The sequence below is a fragment of the Sphingomonas sp. Xoc002 genome (assembly GCF_050408055.1).
GTDB classification, from domain to species: Bacteria; Pseudomonadota; Alphaproteobacteria; order Sphingomonadales; family Sphingomonadaceae; genus Sphingomonas; species Sphingomonas yabuuchiae.
In genome coordinates this window covers 2,833,279-2,848,853 of the sequence record NZ_CP191175.1, presented here as the reverse complement: position 1 = coordinate 2,848,853, position 15,575 = coordinate 2,833,279, and the positions used below count along the sequence as shown (strand labels likewise).

Below are 15,575 nucleotides of genomic sequence, written 5' to 3'. Positions count from 1 at the left end.
CCGCCGCCCTACGGGCCCGCACAGCTCCCGCGCATGAGGCGGTGGACGCGGCTTATGGAGCCTATCGGCTGGACGATCGGGAAAGCTATACGGCGTTCCTAATCGCCCATGCCCGCGCACTGCCCGCGGTCGAGGCGTGGCTTGCGGAGCGGAGCATCGCTTTTCCGTGGCGGTCGCGACGCGCGGCGCTGGCGGCGGATCTGGCCGCTCTCGGGCGGGAGATGCCCGAGCCCTTGCCGTTCGATCCGGCTGATGACGAGGCGGCGCGCTGGGGCGCGCTCTACGTGACCGAGGGCTCGCGACTGGGCGGCGTGATGCTGGCCCGGCAGGTGGGGGAGGGGCTTCCCCGCGCCTATCTGGAATCCGGTTTCGGGGCGGGGGAGTGGCGGGATTTTCGCCATGCGCTTGATGCTGCAGCTGGCGATGAAGCATGGGTCGACTGCGCCGTCGTGGCGGCTGAGCAGGTCTTTGGACTATATCGGAGGGCTACTTAGGGCAGGGTGACATGTAAGCCCCCCCCTCCAGGGGAGGGGGAGCATTTCGGGTCATCAGGGTCCAGCCCTCAATCCGCGATCGGCGCGACCACGATGGCGCGCAGGCCGGGCTGGTTGTCGTCATATTCGATCGAGCCAGACAGCCGCTGCATCATCGCCGCCATCATCCGGCTGCCGAATCCGCGACCCTGACCGGGCTCTTCGTCGCCCTTGCCGCGGCCCTGATCCGCAACGATCAGGCGCAGGCGGTTGCCATATTGCTCCAGGGTGATCGTCACGGCCCCGACCGCGCCGGCATAGGCATATTTGGTGGCGTTGATGATCAACTCCGTCGTCACCAGCCCCAGATTGATCGCCCGGTCGGTCGGCATCAGCACCGGCGCCAGGTCCAGCCGCATCATCGCCGCCCAGTCGCGGCCGAGCGACTGTTTCATGTCGCCGACCAGATCCTCCAGATAGCGCGCCAGATCGACCGTCTGAATCTGATCGTCGCGGTACAGGCGGCGATGGACCAGCGCCACGGCCGACAGCCGGGCCTGCGCCTCGGCCAGCTGCTCGCGCACGCGGGGGTCGTCCGCCGCCTTGGCCTGGAGCGACAGGAAGGACGAGACGAGCTGAAGACTGTTCTGGACCCGGTGGTCCACCTCCTTCATCAGGACGTCCTTCTGCAGGAGCAGCGCTTCCTTGTCGTCGAGCGTGCGCTGCAATGCGGTGTTCAGCCCGCGCAGCCGGTAATTCTGCGCGGCATCGTGCAGTGCGCGGCGCAGGCGGTGCCCCGCCTCGACCTCTTCCATCGTCCAGCGGCGCGAGCGGCCGCGCACCGTCTCCCGCCAGCTTTCGAACGAGGTGCGCGGGTTGAGCGTCGCATCGGGCGTCAGCGCGACCGACTTGTGCGGATTGCCCGCCCATTCGACCTCTTCGACATGCTCGGCCCGGAACCAGAGCAGGGTGACGCCGCCATCGACCAGCGGCAGCGCCAGCACACCCGCCGCCGTCGCGGCCAGCGGTGCGGCATCGGGCATCTGGGCGGGTAGCTCATGGGTGAAGAACACGTCGCCCGCGCCCCGGATCACGGCCCAGCTGGCGATATCGGGGATCGCCAGGTCATGCGGACAGGTGCCGTGGCGATATGCCTTGCCCTGGTCGACGACGGCGAAGCCGGTCGCGCCCATCATCGCCATCATCTCGGGCATCAGGCGGCGTATGGCGGGGACCAGATCGCCCATGCCGATGATGCGCGGCAACAGGCTGTCCTCCGCGGCGCGCAGGCGCAGCCGCTCGCGATACAGCTCGGCCTCTTCCTTCGACCGAATCTGCCGCGCCAGCGCGCTGGCCAGCCCGGCGGCGGCGGCGCGCAGGTCGGGCGACAGGCGGCGGGGCGTATAATGGTGGCAGGCGATCATGCCCCACAGCACGCCGTCCTTGACGATCGAGATCGACGCCGAAGCTGCCACGCCCATATTCTTCAGATAGCGGACATGGATCGGCGACACGCTGCGCAGGCCGACATCGCTGAGGTCCAGCGTCTCGAAACCCTCGGGCCGAATCGGGGCGGGGACATAATCGACGTCCGGTATGCTGCGCGTCCGGTTGCGGACATAGAGCGCGCGCGCCTGTTTCGGGATGTCGGAAGCCGGGAAATGATGATGGAGGAAGGATTGCAGGCCGGCCGACCGCGCCTCGGCGACGACGCGGCCCGCATCCTCGTCGAGGAAGCGATAGAGCATGACCCGGTCGAATCCGGTCAGCATCTGGAAGGTGGTGGCGGCCCGTTCGAACAACATGGGCAGGTCGGCGGTCCGCTCGAAACTGGTGACGGCGGCGTCGATCCAGTTGAGCGGGCTGCCCTTGCCCCAGGGAGCGTCGGTGCTTCCGGCTTCCAGCTCGATCAGCACGCGCTCGCCCGCGATGCGGTGCGCGGTGACTGAAAAGCGTTCCGAAATACCCTCGACCGGCACGGCGGCGACCGTCGTGCCGGGGCCGATCGGCATGTCGGACACCATCTGCGCAACCTCGTCGCCCAGCAAGGCGGCCAGGGGTCGACTCAGCCAGGCGGGGGCCAATCGCTCCTCGATCGGCCCGGCGCCCGCGATCACCTCCAGCGTCGCTGCGTCGACCACCAGCAACAGCCCATGGGGCTGAACCGCGCCGGGAATATGAATGGGCTCCCGATCGCAGGCGGTAATGTCCAGATTGGGATCAGTGGCGACGGGGCGAGTGGCCATCGGGCAAAAAATTCCTCTCGATCCGTCACATGGCGCGTTTCATACGGGGTTGCAAATCCCTGAAGCCTGCAATCGATCCGATATGGGATCGAGCGTGGAGGGGGCACTGTGGGGGACGGAACGAAGATTGCGCGTTTGGGTAATATACGTTTAAAGCGAGCTAACGGACTCAAAGAGCCGCTTGGAGAGGACATGATCGACGATTTCGACTTCGCGCTCGGCGAAAGCGCGGACATGATCCGTGAGGCGACGCGCCGTTTCGCGACCGACCGGATCGCACCGCTCGCCGTACGAATGGATGCGGAAGACTGGTTTCCCCGTGACATATGGCCCGAAATGGGCGCGCTGGGCCTGCACGGCATCACCGTCGCCGAGGCCGATGGTGGCCTGGGGCTCGGTTATCTGGAGCATGTCGTCGCGATCGAGGAAGTGTCGCGGGCTTCGGCCTCGCTGGGACTGTCCTACGGCGCGCATTCCAACCTCTGCGTCAACCAGATCAGCCGCTGGGGCAACGCGGAGCAGAAGGCGAAATATCTGCCCGGCCTGATCTCCGGCGAGCATGTCGGCAGCCTGGCCATGTCCGAAGTGTCGGCGGGCTCGGACGTCGTGTCGATGAAGCTGCGCGCGGTGAAGGCGGACGGCGGCTGGGTGCTGAACGGTACCAAATTCTGGATCACCAACGCGCCCTATGCCGAGACGCTCGTCGTCTATGCCAAGACGGGCGAGGGGAGCCGGGGCATCACCGCCTTCCTGATCGAAAAGGACATGGCGGGCTTCGCGATCGGCCAGAAGATCGACAAGATGGGCATGCGCGGCAGCCCGACCGCCGAGCTGGTGTTCAACGACTGTTTCGTCGGCGACGCGCAGGTGATGGGGCCGGTGAACGGCGGTGTCGGCGTGCTGATGAGCGGGCTCGACTATGAGCGTGCGGTGCTGGCGGGTATCCAGCTGGGGATCATGCAGGCGTGCCTCGACGTGGTCGTGCCCTACGTCCGCGAGCGGCGGCAGTTCGGCCGCGCGATCGGCGAGTTCCAGCTGATCCAGGCGAAGATCGCCGATATGTATGTCGCGCTCAATTCGGCGCGGGCGTACGTCTATGCCGTTGCGCGGAGCTGCGACGCCGGGCGCACGACCCGGTTCGACGCGGCGGGCGCGATCCTGCTGGCGAGCGAGAATGCGGTGAAGGTCTCGCTGGAGGCGATCCAGGCGCTGGGCGGGGCGGGCTATACCAAGGAGTGGCCGGTCGAACGTTTTGCGCGCGATGCTAAGCTGCTCGACATCGGGGCAGGGACCAACGAGATTCGCCGGATGCTGATCGGCCGCGAATTGATCGGCAAGCTCGAAAAGGTGGCGCAATGAGCCGTAACCAAATCCTCCCTGCGCATAGCGCGGGGAGGGGGACCGCTCGCGAAGCGAGGGGTGGAGGGGCCGGAGGGGCTTGCCCCTCCACCATGCTGCGCATGGTCCCCCTCCCCAAGCATAGCTTGGGGAGGATTTGATGGGGGCGGTTCTTTCCTCGCGCCTTTCGCGTGACGATGCGGCGTTCCGCGCCAATGCCGACCACAACCGTGTGCTGGCCGAGCGGTTGCGTGCGGATGTCGCTCAGGCAGCGCTCGGCGGTAACGAGGCCTCGCGCGAGCGTCATGTTGCGCGCGGCAAGCTGCTCCCCCGCGACCGGGTGGAACAGTTGCTCGATGCGGGCGCGCCCTTCCTGGAGATTGGCCAACTCGCCGCCAACGGCCTGTATGACGATGCCGTGCCGGGCGCCGGGGTGATCGCGGGGATCGGACGTGTGCATGGTCGTCAGGTAATGATCGTCGCCAATGACGCGACGGTGAAGGGCGGCACCTATTACCCGCTGACCGTCAAGAAGCACCTCCGCGCGCAGGAGATCGCGCTCGAGAACCGGCTGCCCTGCATCTATCTGGTCGATAGCGGCGGCGCGAACCTGCCGCATCAGGCGGAGGTCTTTCCCGACCGCGATCATTTCGGCCGCATCTTCTTCAACCAGGCGCAGATGTCGGCGGCGGGCATTCCGCAGATCGCCTGCGTCATGGGCAGCTGCACGGCGGGCGGTGCGTACGTCCCCGCCATGTCGGACGAGACGGTGATCGTGCGCGGGCAGGGCACGATCTTCCTCGCCGGACCGCCGCTGGTGAAGGCCGCGACGGGCGAGGTCATCTCGGCCGAGGAACTGGGCGGTGCGGACACCCATGGCCGCAAGTCCGGTGTGGTCGATCATGTCGCGCAGGATGACGATCATGCGCTGTCGATCGTCCGCGACATCGTGGAAACCCTGCCGCCGCAGGTGATGCCGGACGTCAATCTCGCCGAGGCGGACGAACCGCTCTATCCGGCGGAGGAACTCTATGGCCTGATCCCGCAGGACGTGCGCGCGCCCTATGACGTGCATGAGGTGATCGCCCGGCTGGTCGACGGATCGCGCTTCCATGAATTCAAGGCGCTGTACGGCGCGTCGCTGGTCTGCGGTTTCGCGCATATCCATGGCAAGCCGGTCGCGATCCTGGCGAACAACGGCGTGTTGTTCTCGGAGAGCGCGCAGAAGGGCGCGCACTTCATCGAGCTGGCGTGTCAGCGGCGTATCCCGCTGCTGTTCCTCCAGAATATTTCCGGCTTCATGGTCGGCGGCCGCTATGAGGCCGAAGGGATCGCCAAGCACGGCGCCAAGCTGGTAACCGCGGTGGCGACGGCGCAGGTGCCCAAGATCACCGTGCTGATCGGCGGCAGCTTCGGCGCGGGCAATTACGGCATGTGCGGGCGCGCCTATAGTCCTCGCTTCCTGTTCACCTGGCCCAATGCGCGGATCAGCGTGATGGGCGGCGAACAGGCCGCTAGCGTGCTGGCGACCGTCCACCGCGACGCCGATAGCTGGACGCCGGACGAGGCGGAGGCGTTCAAGGCCCCTATCCGCCAGCGTTACGAGGATGAAGGCAACCCCTGGTACGCGACCGCGCGGCTGTGGGACGACGGCATCGTCGATCCGGCGCAGACGCGGGATGTTCTGGGGCTGGCGCTGGATGCTTGTCTGAATGCGCCGATCGCGGAGGCACCCCGGTTCGGGGTGTTCCGCATGTAATGGCCATGGACCTGACCATTGATGGCGCGACCGTCACGGACGAGGCCGATTTTCATACCCGTATCCGCGAAGCCTCTGGCGTCGAATGGTATGGCGGCAGTCTGGATGCGCTGTTCGACCTGCTGATTGCGGTTGTCGAGCCGCCCATCATGCTGACCCTCACCAATGCCGCCGCTGCGCGCAAGGTGATCGGCGAGCGGTTTGATCGCATCCTGACCGTGATCTTCGATGCCATCGCCGAACGACCGGGTGCCATCACGTTGAAGCTGGAATCCTGATGATGAAGAGCCTCCTCATCGCCAATCGCGGCGAGATCGCCTGTCGCATCATCCGCACCGCGCGGGAGATGGGCCTGCGCACCATCGCGGTCTATTCCGAAGCCGATGCGCAGGCGCTGCATGTGCGGCTTGCGGACGAGGCCGTGCTGATCGGCCCGGCCCCGGCGCGGGAAAGCTATCTGGATGCCGCCCGCATCCTCGCGGCCGCGCGCGAAAGCGGGGCGGAGGCGATCCATCCCGGCTATGGTTTCCTCTCGGAAAATGCCGAGTTCGCGGAAAGCGTGATCGCCGCCGGGCTGGTCTGGGTCGGCCCCGACCCCGACAGTATCCGCGCCATGGGCCTGAAGGACGCCGCCAAGGCGCGGATGATCGCCGCCGGTGTACCCGTCACGCCCGGCTATCTGGGCGAGGACCAGAGCCCCGACCGCCTCGCCGCCGAGGCGGATGCGGTCGGCTATCCCGTGCTGATCAAGGCGGTGGCGGGCGGCGGCGGCAAGGGGATGCGCCGCGTCGACGAGCCCGCCGCCTTCGCCGAGGCGCTGGCATCCTGCCGTCGCGAGGCGGCGGCGTCGTTCGGCGACGACCGGGTGCTGATCGAGAAATACATCCTCTCGCCGCGCCATATCGAAGTGCAGGTCTTCGGCGACCGCCATGGCCAGGTGGTCCATCTCTTCGAGCGCGATTGCTCGCTGCAACGCCGCCATCAAAAGGTGATCGAGGAAGCCCCCGCGCCGGGCATGGACGAAGCAACCCGAGAGGCGGTGTGCGGTGCCGCGGTCCGTGCGGCGCAGGCGGTGGACTATGTCGGCGCAGGAACCATTGAGTTCATCGCCGACGCCTCCGAAGGGCTGCGTGCCGACCGCGTCTGGTTTATGGAGATGAACACCCGTCTCCAGGTCGAGCATCCCGTGACCGAGTCGATCACCGGCGTCGATCTGGTCGAGTGGCAGCTGCGCGTCGCGGCGGGCGAGCCCTTGCCGATGGCGCAAGCCGATCTGTCCATCCACGGCCATGCGATCGAGGCGCGCCTCTATGCCGAGGACCCGGCCAAGGGTTTCCTGCCCGCGATCGGCACGCTGGAGGTGTTCGACCTCGGCGACGATCCCGCGATCCGCATCGATACCGGAGTCGAGGAAGGGGCGGAGATCACCCCCTGGTACGATCCGATGATCGCCAAGGTCATCGCGCATGGCGACACCCGCGACGAAGCGCGCGAGGCGTTGGCGGATGCGCTGGACGAGGCGGTGATCTGGCCGGTGCGTACCAATGCGGGCTTTCTAGTGCAGGCGCTCGACCATCCCGATTTCGCGAGCGGGCAGGTCGATACCGGCCTGATCGCGCGCGAGGGCGAGGCGCTGATGCCGCCGACCGAGCCGTCCGAAGAGGCCCTGGCCGAGGCCGCCGCCGCGTTGATCGGACAGGACGCGCTGTCGGGCTTCCGCCTGAACGCAGCGCCCCGGCGCACCGCGCGCTTCCTGCTCGATGGGCGGCCGATCACCGTCGATTTCAGCGAGGCGGGCGACGTTCCCCCGGCGCCGACTGACGAGGTGCTGATTTCGGAGGGCGGGCAAAGCTGGTCCTTCACCCGCTGGCGCGCCGATGGGCTGGCGGCGGGCGGGGCGGGGGACGGCGCGATCCTGTCGCCCATGCCCGGCCGCATCATCGCCGTCGCCGTGACAGAGGGACAAGCGGTAAGCGCAGGCCAGCCGCTCGTCACGCTGGAGGCGATGAAGATGGAGCATGTCCTGACCGCACCGTTCGACGGGGTGGTCACCGACTTGAAGGCCGAGACGGGCGGTCAGGTGGCCGAAGGCGTCGCGCTGGTCCGTATCGTTGCGGAGGACGCGGCATGAGCGGGCGCTTCTTTGACGACTGGGTGATCGGCGACCGGATCGAACACCCCATCCGCCGCACCGTGACCGAGACGGACAACCTCCTGTTCTCGACCATGACCCACAACCCGCAGCCGCTCCACATCGATGCAGAGGCGGCGAAGGCGAGCGAATTCGGCCAGATCCTCGTCAACGGCACCTTCACCTTCTCGCTGATGGTCGGGCTGTCGGTCGGGGAGACGACGCTGGGGACGCTGGTGGCCAATCTCGGTTACGATGAACTGGTCATGCCCGCGCCGGTCTTTCTGGGCGACACGCTGCGCGCGACCAGCGAGGTGACGGGCCTGCGCGAGAGCAAGTCGCGGCCGGGGGCGGGGCTGGTGACGTTCCGGCACGAGGCACTGAACCAGCGTGACGAGGTGGTGTGCCGGTGCTTGAGGACGGCGTTGGTCAAGAAGCGGGGGTAGCGCGCCCTTCGACTTCGCTCAGTGCGAACGGGGTCCAGTACCCAGTTTCGTTCAGCCCGAGCGAAGTCGAAGACCAAGGGATTACAACCGCGTCCGAACCCCGATCCAAAGTGTCCGGGGTGTCGCCCGCTCGATCAGCCCTGCGCCGCTATACGCCGCCTCGACCCGCGCATCGGCGAGGTTCTCGGCCCGCGCTTCGATCAGCCAGCCGCGCACCACCGGCAGCGCCGCATAGGCATCGACCGTCGTCGCGGGGGCCAGCGAGCGGATATTCTGGTCGTCCTCATACTGCCGTCCGACATGGCGCAGCGTCCCGCTCAACACCGCCCCATGCCGCTCGACCGCCAAGGTCCCCGAGAACTGGTCGCGCGGTGTCTGGGCCGGACGCAGGCCGTCGAGCGGGGCGGCATTGCCCGATGCTTCCACTCGCGCATCGACATGCGACCAGGACCCGCGCGCGCTGAGCGGGCCATAGGTCCAGTTCGCCTCCAGCTCGAACCCCTGGGATCGGATCGCGTCGAGATTCCGCCGCATCCGGTACACGCCGTTCGCCGCGACGAAGCCGACGCCCGGAAATGTCCCCGGTCCACGCCCCAGGGTCACATTGGCGATCGCATCGGTCAGCCGGTTGAGGAAATAGGTGCCCGACAGCCGCAAGCCCGCCGCCGGGGTCAGGTCGAACCCGCCCTCGATACCTTCGACATGTTCGGGATTCAGCGCGGCATTGGCGGCGGTGGCGTCTGTCCCGGCGCGGAACGGCCGGTAGAGTTCGTTGAGCGTCGGCAGTCGCCAGCCACGATAGGCCGCCGCGCGCAGGTTCAACGGCTGCACGATCCGCACCGCCGCCCCCAGTCGCCCGGTAAACTCCTGCCCCGAGCGATTGGGGAAATCGGTATCGGTCAGTACCGCGCCGGTCGCCAGCACGCCCTCATCCAGCCGTCCGTTGCGGATGCGCCAGTCATCCACCCGCGCGGCGGCGGTGACGGTCAGCGCGCCCGCCTCGACGCTACCATCGGCGAACAGCCCCATGGTCCGCGTCGCACCCCCCGCCTCGCGCCGTCGTGTGGGTAGTCCCGCGACATAGGTGTAGCGTTCCTGCGTCCGTCCGCTGGTATCGCGAATGTCGCCGCCCAGCCGCAGCTTCACCGTATCGCCCAGCGGCGGCGACACCTCGACCCGTCCGCCCAGTCCGGTGGCGGGGACATTATATTGGTCGAGCGTCAGCGTGGCCGCCGTTCGCGCCGCATTCACGCTGGCATAGCGCGACGCGAATTGCCGCGTCTGGACATAGGCCAGCGCCGACCAGCCCCAGGCTCCTCGCCCGACCAGCCGGACGCTGGCATCCGCGCCGTCCGAGCGATTGTCAGTAAAGTCGGTCCCCCGGTCCCGCGCGTCGTGAAAGGCGGCGAGGGTCATCTGCAACTCGGTCGCGGGCGCGATCCCGACGACACCGCGCGCCGCGCCCGAATATTGTTCGTAAGGCGCAGGCCGATCGGCGGGTCCTCGCTGGCCCTCGACGACCGGAATGAAGCCGTCGCCGCGCGCATAGGCGCCGGACACGGTCAGAAAGCCGCCATCCCGCACCAGCGAGGCCGACCCCTGCGCATCCACCGAATCGCGGCTGCCATAGGACAAAGCGAGGTCGAGCGGGGACAGCTGGTCGGGCGTCGCACTGTCCATCTCGATCGTGCCCGCCAGCGCGCCCGGCCCCCAGAAACCCGATCCGCCACCGCGCGTCACCCGGATGCGCCCCAGCCGTCCGGTCGCATAGGCGGGAAACACCACCCAGCCGCCGAACGGATCGGCCTGCGGCACGCCGTCCAGCACCAGCAGCGCGCGGCTCGACGCATTGCCGCCCAGCCCGCGCAGGGTGATCCCTTGCGACGTCGGATGCGCCGAGCGGCTGTCCGAGCGACGGAACTGCTGGAGCCCCGCGACATCGGCAAGGACATTCTCCAGCCGCTGCGAGGCGCTCTGCGTGATCCGGTCGCGCTCGATGGTCACCACGTCCAGCGCGCTGTCGCCCGGCTGGTCGGCCAGGCCCCGGCCGGTAACCACGACGGTTTCGGGTTCGGTGGTTTGTGCGGAAAGCGTGGCAGGCGCGAACGCGAGGGCAAGCAAAGGCAGGCGGTGAAATGCAGGCATGATGATGTGATGGTCCCCTTTGCTCCCCTGATAGGGATGTCAGGAGGGGAAGACGAATCAAGAAACGAACGGGTCCCGCTACCGATGAGTCTCACGCCCGTCCCGAAGGCGAGTTTCAGGTCGGTCATGCCCCCCGGCATGACCGACCTGAAACTGGGATGGGGGAGGGGTGGCCACAAGCGATGGTCTCTGTGAGACACCATACCCTCCCCAAACCCCTCCCGCCTGCGGGAGGGGCTTAAGAAGAGGGGCTGCTTGCCGCAAACACGGATGACGCGCCTGAAAAACCGCCTTACAGTCCTGTCATCGTGGCCAGTCTACATATCCTTGCGAACCCCGCGCGTTTCCTGAAGATCGCTCGTCCGCTGACCGGGATTTTCCTGGGGCTCGGCATCGTGCTGATCGCGGTCGCGGTCTGGGCGGGGCTGGTGATGACGCCGCCCGATTATCTTCAGGGCGAGACGGTGCGCATTCTCTACATCCATGTCCCCGCCGCCTGGCTGGGCATGGGGGGATGGAGCGGCATCGCCATCGCCAGCCTGTCGCTGATCGTGTGGCGGCATCCGCTGGCGCAGGTCGCGGGCCGCGCCATTGCCTGGCCGGGGGCGGTGTTTACCGCACTTTGCCTCGCCACCGGATCGATCTGGGGACGGCCGACCTGGGGGACATGGTGGCAGTGGGACGGGCGGCTGACCTCGATGCTGCTGCTGCTGTTCGTCTATCTGGGCTATATCGCGCTCGCCCGTGCCGATGCGGATCGCGGCGGCGACGGGCGGATCCCGGCGCTGTACGGGCTGGCGGGCACGGCGTTGCTGCCGGTCATCCGCTATTCGGTGGTATGGTGGAACACGCTGCACCAGGGCCAGTCGATCGGACTGACCGGCTCCAGCATCGACCCATCGCTGCTCTGGCCTTTGCCCATCGCGCTGGGCGGCTTCACCTTTCTGTTCGCGGCCATCGTGCTGATGCGGATGCGCACCCTGTTGGCGCAGGCCAAGGCCGAGGCGCGGATGCGGCGGATGGCGCGCGCATGAACCAGATGAGTTTCGTGGCGGCGGCCTATGCGGTCATGCTGGGGGGCGCGGGCGCGCTGACCCTCATCAGCTATCTGGCGATGAAGCGCGCCGAGAAATGACGCCCAAATCCCAACGTCTGACGCTGGCGCTGCTGGCGCTGGCCGCGATCGTCGCGGCGGTCCTGCTCGCCATGTCGGCGATGAAGGACCAGGCGGCGTTCTTCTACACGCCCTCCGACGCGAAAGCACAGGGCCTGCCGCTGGGCAAGGCGGTGCGGCTGGGCGGGATGGTCGAGGCCGGATCGGTCCACCGCGCGCCCGACGGGGTGACGGTGCGCTTCGTCGTCACCGACGGCAAGGCGACGACACCCGTGACCTTTGCCGGGATCACCCCCGACCTGTTCCGCGAGAAATCGGGCGTGGTGGCCGAGGGGCAGTTCCAGCCCGATGGCCGCTTCGTCGCGACCAACCTGCTCGCCAAGCATGACGAGAAATATATGCCTCCCGAAATGGCGGGCAATATGCACGAGAGCCGGAGCCTAAAGCCGTGATCGCCGAAGCGGGCTTGGCCGCTCTTTGGTTCGCCGCGATGCTGGCGGGGTTGCAACTGCTGCTCGGCGTGCTCGCGCTCCGGCGCAAGGATGTGGCGGGCGAGCAGGCGATGGCGGCGATCGGGCCGGTCGCGATTCTACAGGGCGCGCTGGTCGCCATCGCCATGGGTGCGTTGATCGCGGTGTTCCTGAACACCGATCTGTCGGTCAAGCTGGTCGCCGAGAACAGCCATTCGGCCAAGCCCTGGATCTACAAATTCGCCGGAGCCTGGGGCAATCACGAAGGGTCGATGCTGCTCTGGGTCACGATCCTGGGCGCGGGCGGCGCGCTGGTCGCCTGGAAGGAACGGACGCTCGACCGGGCGACCCATGTCGCGACGCTGGCCGCGCAGGGCGCGATCGCGCTGGGTTTCTATGCCTTCCTGCTGTTCGCATCCAACCCGTTCGCGCGGCTGAACCCCGCGCCGATCGAAGGGCAGGGGCTCAATCCGTTGTTGCAGGACCCCGGTTTGGCCTTCCACCCGCCGACGCTTTACGCGGGCTATGTCGGGCTGTCGGTCGCCTTTTCCTTCGCGGTCGGTGCGCTGGTGACGGGGCAGGTCGGTCCGGCCTTTGCGCGGGCGATGCGGCCCTGGGTGCTGGGCGCCTGGGTGCTGCTGACCATCGGCATCACGGCGGGCTCCTATTGGGCCTATTACGAGCTGGGCTGGGGCGGCTGGTGGTTCTGGGATCCGGTCGAGAATGCCTCGTTGATGCCGTGGCTGGCGGCGACGGCGTTGCTCCATTCGGTCAACGTGCTGGCGGCCCGGGACGGCTTGCGGGCGTGGACCGTCATGCTGGCGGTGGTCGCATTCTCCATGTCGATGATCGGCACCTTCCTGGTGCGGTCAGGCATTTTGACCAGCGTCCATGCTTTTGCCGTCGATCCCCGGCGCGGGGCGTTCATCCTGGCGTTGCTGGGTATCTATATCGGTGGCGCGCTCGCGCTGTTCGGCGTGCGGATTGGGCAGGTGCGGGCTGGGCGCAGCTTCGCCTTCGTCAGTCGCGAGGGCGGTCTGGTCGTCAACAACCTGCTGCTGTCGGTGATTCTCGGCATCGTGCTGATCGGCACGCTCTATCCGCTGGTCGCCGCCGGGTTCGGCGTGCGGCTGTCGGTCGGGCCGCCTTTCTTCCACGCCGCCGCCGGACCGATCGCGCTGGCGCTGGTCGCCGTCATGGCGGTCGGGCCAGCCCTGCGCTGGCGCAGCGATGACGCGGAGGCGGTGCTGATCCGGATGCTGTGGCCGATGGTCGCGGCGGCGGGGACCTTTGCACTGATGCTGACCCTGACCGGGGGCATGGGCGTGTTGTCGCTGCTCGGCCTGTCCTTTGGCGTGGGGCTGATCGTCGCCAGCGTGCTGCCGGTCACCCGCCGCAACTGGCGGCGCACGCCCTTGCCCATCTGGGGCATGGTCGTCGCGCATGTCGGGCTGGGCGTCAGCATGATCGGCATGGCCTGCGACAGCGCCTTCACCGCCGAGCGGCTGGTCGCGCTCTATCCGGGGCAGGCGACCATCGTCGGCCCGTGGCGGGTGGAGCTGAACCGCATCTATCCCATTATCGGCGCGAACTGGTCGGCGCTGGAGGCGCGGCTGACCGCGACCCGCGAGGGCGACGGAGCCACCTTGCGTCCGCAGCAGCGCTTCTTCACCGATCCGCCGACCACGACCAGCGAGAGCGCCATCGCGACCCGCTGGGACGGGCAGCTTTATACCGTTCTGGGGCAGCAGGATGCCGCGACCGGCCGCTGGCAGTTGCGACTGTGGTGGAAGCCGTTCGTGACCTTGATCTGGCTGGGCGGTGCGCTGATCGCCTTGGGCGGCGTGCTGGCGCTGGTCGGGCGGTGGTTCAAGGCATGGCAGCAACGACGGCGGGAGGCTCTGTGGGGATGAAGCGCGCGCTGATCTGGTTGCCGCTGGGGCTGTTCGGAGTGTTCTTCGCGGTGGTCGCGGCCGGGTTGATGCGCCCCGCCGACACGACGGTCCATTCGACCCTGGTCGACAAGCCGCTCCCGGTCTTCCAGCTGGAGCCGATGGTGCCGGGCAAGCCGGGCCTGGCGAGCGGCGACTTCAAGGGCGGCAAGCCGCGCCTGCTCAACGTCTTTGCCAGCTGGTGCATCCCCTGCATCGCCGAGGCGCCGCAGCTGATGGCGCTGAAGGCGCGCGGCGTGCCGATCGACGCCATTGCGATCCATGACAAGGGCCCCGCCATCGCCGCCTTCCTGCGCCGCAACGGCGACCCTTATGCCGCGATCGGCGACGACAGCCGTAGCCGGGTGCAGATGGCGCTCGGTTCGTCGGGTGTGCCGGAGACCTTCCTGATCGACGGGCGCGGGCGGATCGTGCGGCAATATATCGGCGACATCCGCGCCGATCAGGTCGACCAGATCGTCCGCGACGTAGCCGCTGCGGGGGCCGCCGCGCGATGAGCCTGTCGCTCGCCCTGTTGCTGGCGGTCGCCACGACCACGCCCGATTACGGCAACACCCAACTGCCCGACCGTCAGGCCGAGGCGCAGGCGCGCGCCCTGATGGGCGAGCTGCGCTGCGTCGTGTGCCAGGGCCAGTCGATCGCGGACAGCGACGCCGACATGGCCGCTGATATGCGCGCCCTGGTCCGCCAGCGGATCGCGCGCGGCGAAAGCCCGGAGGCGATCCGCGCCTGGCTGATCGAGCGGTACGGCGATTATGTCAGCTATGACCCGCCCTTGTCCGGTGCCACGGCGTTGCTCTGGGCGACGCCGATCCTGTTGCTGGCGGTCGGCGCATGGATCGCGCGATCCAGCTTTCGAAAGCGCCGCTGATGGGCTGGCTGATCCTGCTGCTGATCGCCGCCGGAGCCTTGGGCGCGGCGCTGTGGCTGCGGTTTCCGCGACCGCTCTTGACGATGCTCGGGGCCGCACTCGCACTGGGGGGCGTGGGCTATGCTTGGCAGGGGCGGCCGACCCTGGCGGCCAGCGCGCCCGCGCCGCGCCCCGATGCGCTGCTCGACAATGACGCGATTTCCGAGCTGCGCGGGCAGCTGATCGGGCGTTATGGTGGCGAGGCGGCGATGTTCACCGCCGCCGATGCCCTGTCGCGTTCGGGCAACAGGCGCACGGCGGTGCAGATCATGCTGGGCGCGGTCGGCGGCGACCGGACCAGCGTTCCCTACTGGACCGAGCTGGGCAACGTCCTGTTCGCACATGACGGTTATCAGATGTCGCCCGCCGCTCGCTTTGCCTTTCGTCGCGCGCGGACGCTGGGGCCTCGCGACCCGGCGCCGTTCTTCTTCGAGGGGCTGGCCTGGATGCGGGCGGGCGATTTTCGCAAGGCACGCGTCTTCTGGAACCGTGCCCTGGCGCTGTCGCCCGCCGATGCGCCCTATCGTCCGGCCATCGAGCAGCGGGTGATGCTGCTCGATCAGGCCATTCGGATGATGGGGGAATAGGGGC

Annotated in this window: 14 protein-coding genes; 12 read left to right on the top strand and 2 right to left on the bottom strand. The window is 67.9% G+C overall.

What is annotated here, in order from left to right:
- The first annotated feature begins 41 nt into the window (after positions 1-41).
- Entirely contained in the window at positions 42-494 is a 453-nt protein-coding gene (locus ACQR50_RS12925; protein WP_428968625.1) for a biliverdin-producing heme oxygenase, read from the top strand.
- A 68-nt stretch (positions 495-562) separates the two neighbouring features.
- On the opposite strand, the gene ACQR50_RS12920 is transcribed toward ACQR50_RS12925, so the two are convergent.
- The gene (locus tag ACQR50_RS12920; RefSeq protein ID WP_428968624.1) at positions 563-2,719 is read right to left on the bottom strand and encodes a histidine kinase dimerization/phosphoacceptor domain -containing protein; all 2,157 of its coding nucleotides are present in this window, start codon (positions 2,717-2,719) and stop codon (positions 563-565) included.
- A gap of 192 nt (positions 2,720-2,911) precedes the next feature.
- Here ACQR50_RS12920 and ACQR50_RS12915 point away from each other — a divergent pair, with 192 nt between their 5' ends.
- The 5 genes from ACQR50_RS12915 to ACQR50_RS12895 all read left to right on the top strand — a co-directional run bounded on the left by ACQR50_RS12915 (position 2,912) and on the right by ACQR50_RS12895 (position 8,393).
- Positions 2,912-4,078 (top strand): acyl-CoA dehydrogenase family protein, encoded by a 1,167-nt coding sequence (locus ACQR50_RS12915; RefSeq protein ID WP_428968623.1) that lies wholly within the window; start codon positions 2,912-2,914, stop codon positions 4,076-4,078.
- A 139-nt stretch (positions 4,079-4,217) separates the two neighbouring features.
- Entirely contained in the window at positions 4,218-5,816 is a 1,599-nt protein-coding gene (locus ACQR50_RS12910) for a carboxyl transferase domain-containing protein (RefSeq protein WP_428968622.1), read from the top strand.
- Between the two features lie 5 nt (positions 5,817-5,821).
- On the top strand, positions 5,822-6,094 hold the full coding sequence (locus ACQR50_RS12905; RefSeq protein WP_428968621.1) for a barstar family protein: 273 nt from the start codon (positions 5,822-5,824) through the stop codon (positions 6,092-6,094).
- Positions 6,094-7,947 carry an acetyl/propionyl/methylcrotonyl-CoA carboxylase subunit alpha gene (locus ACQR50_RS12900; protein ID WP_428968620.1) on the top strand — a complete coding sequence of 618 codons (1,854 nt, stop codon included), beginning with the start codon at positions 6,094-6,096 and terminating at the stop codon, positions 7,945-7,947. The genes ACQR50_RS12905 and ACQR50_RS12900 overlap by 1 nt, the downstream gene beginning before the upstream one ends.
- Entirely contained in the window at positions 7,944-8,393 is a 450-nt protein-coding gene (locus ACQR50_RS12895) for a MaoC family dehydratase (protein WP_428968619.1), read from the top strand. The genes ACQR50_RS12900 and ACQR50_RS12895 overlap by 4 nt, the downstream gene beginning before the upstream one ends.
- An 81-nt stretch (positions 8,394-8,474) precedes the next feature.
- Here ACQR50_RS12895 and ACQR50_RS12890 read toward each other — a convergent pair whose 3' ends face one another.
- The gene (locus ACQR50_RS12890; protein ID WP_428968618.1) at positions 8,475-10,538 is read right to left on the bottom strand and encodes a TonB-dependent receptor; all 2,064 of its coding nucleotides are present in this window, start codon (positions 10,536-10,538) and stop codon (positions 8,475-8,477) included.
- Positions 10,539-10,846: 308 nt separating this feature from the next.
- Between ACQR50_RS12890 and ccmC the strand changes: the two genes are divergently transcribed.
- The 6 genes from ccmC (at position 10,847) to ACQR50_RS12860 (ending at position 15,571) form a co-directional block, all read left to right on the top strand.
- Positions 10,847-11,572 (top strand): heme ABC transporter permease CcmC, encoded by a 726-nt coding sequence (ccmC, locus tag ACQR50_RS12885; RefSeq protein WP_428968617.1) that lies wholly within the window; start codon positions 10,847-10,849, stop codon positions 11,570-11,572.
- Between the two features lie 97 nt (positions 11,573-11,669).
- A complete protein-coding gene (gene ccmE, locus ACQR50_RS12880) occupies positions 11,670-12,104 on the top strand; it encodes a cytochrome c maturation protein CcmE (RefSeq protein WP_428968616.1) in 435 nt (144 codons plus the stop codon).
- Positions 12,101-14,035 carry a heme lyase CcmF/NrfE family subunit gene (locus ACQR50_RS12875; protein WP_428968615.1) on the top strand — a complete coding sequence of 645 codons (1,935 nt, stop codon included), beginning with the start codon at positions 12,101-12,103 and terminating at the stop codon, positions 14,033-14,035. Before ccmE ends, ACQR50_RS12875 begins: the two co-directional genes overlap by 4 nt.
- Entirely contained in the window at positions 14,032-14,571 is a 540-nt protein-coding gene (locus ACQR50_RS12870; protein ID WP_428968614.1) for a redoxin family protein, read from the top strand. The genes ACQR50_RS12875 and ACQR50_RS12870 overlap by 4 nt, the downstream gene beginning before the upstream one ends.
- Complete coding sequence (locus tag ACQR50_RS12865) at positions 14,568-14,945, top strand: cytochrome c-type biogenesis protein (protein ID WP_056434315.1); 378 nt, start codon at positions 14,568-14,570, stop codon at positions 14,943-14,945. Before ACQR50_RS12870 ends, ACQR50_RS12865 begins: the two co-directional genes overlap by 4 nt.
- Entirely contained in the window at positions 14,909-15,571 is a 663-nt protein-coding gene (locus ACQR50_RS12860) for a tetratricopeptide repeat protein (protein WP_428968613.1), read from the top strand. The genes ACQR50_RS12865 and ACQR50_RS12860 overlap by 37 nt, the downstream gene beginning before the upstream one ends.
- The last annotated feature ends 4 nt before the right edge of the window (positions 15,572-15,575 follow it).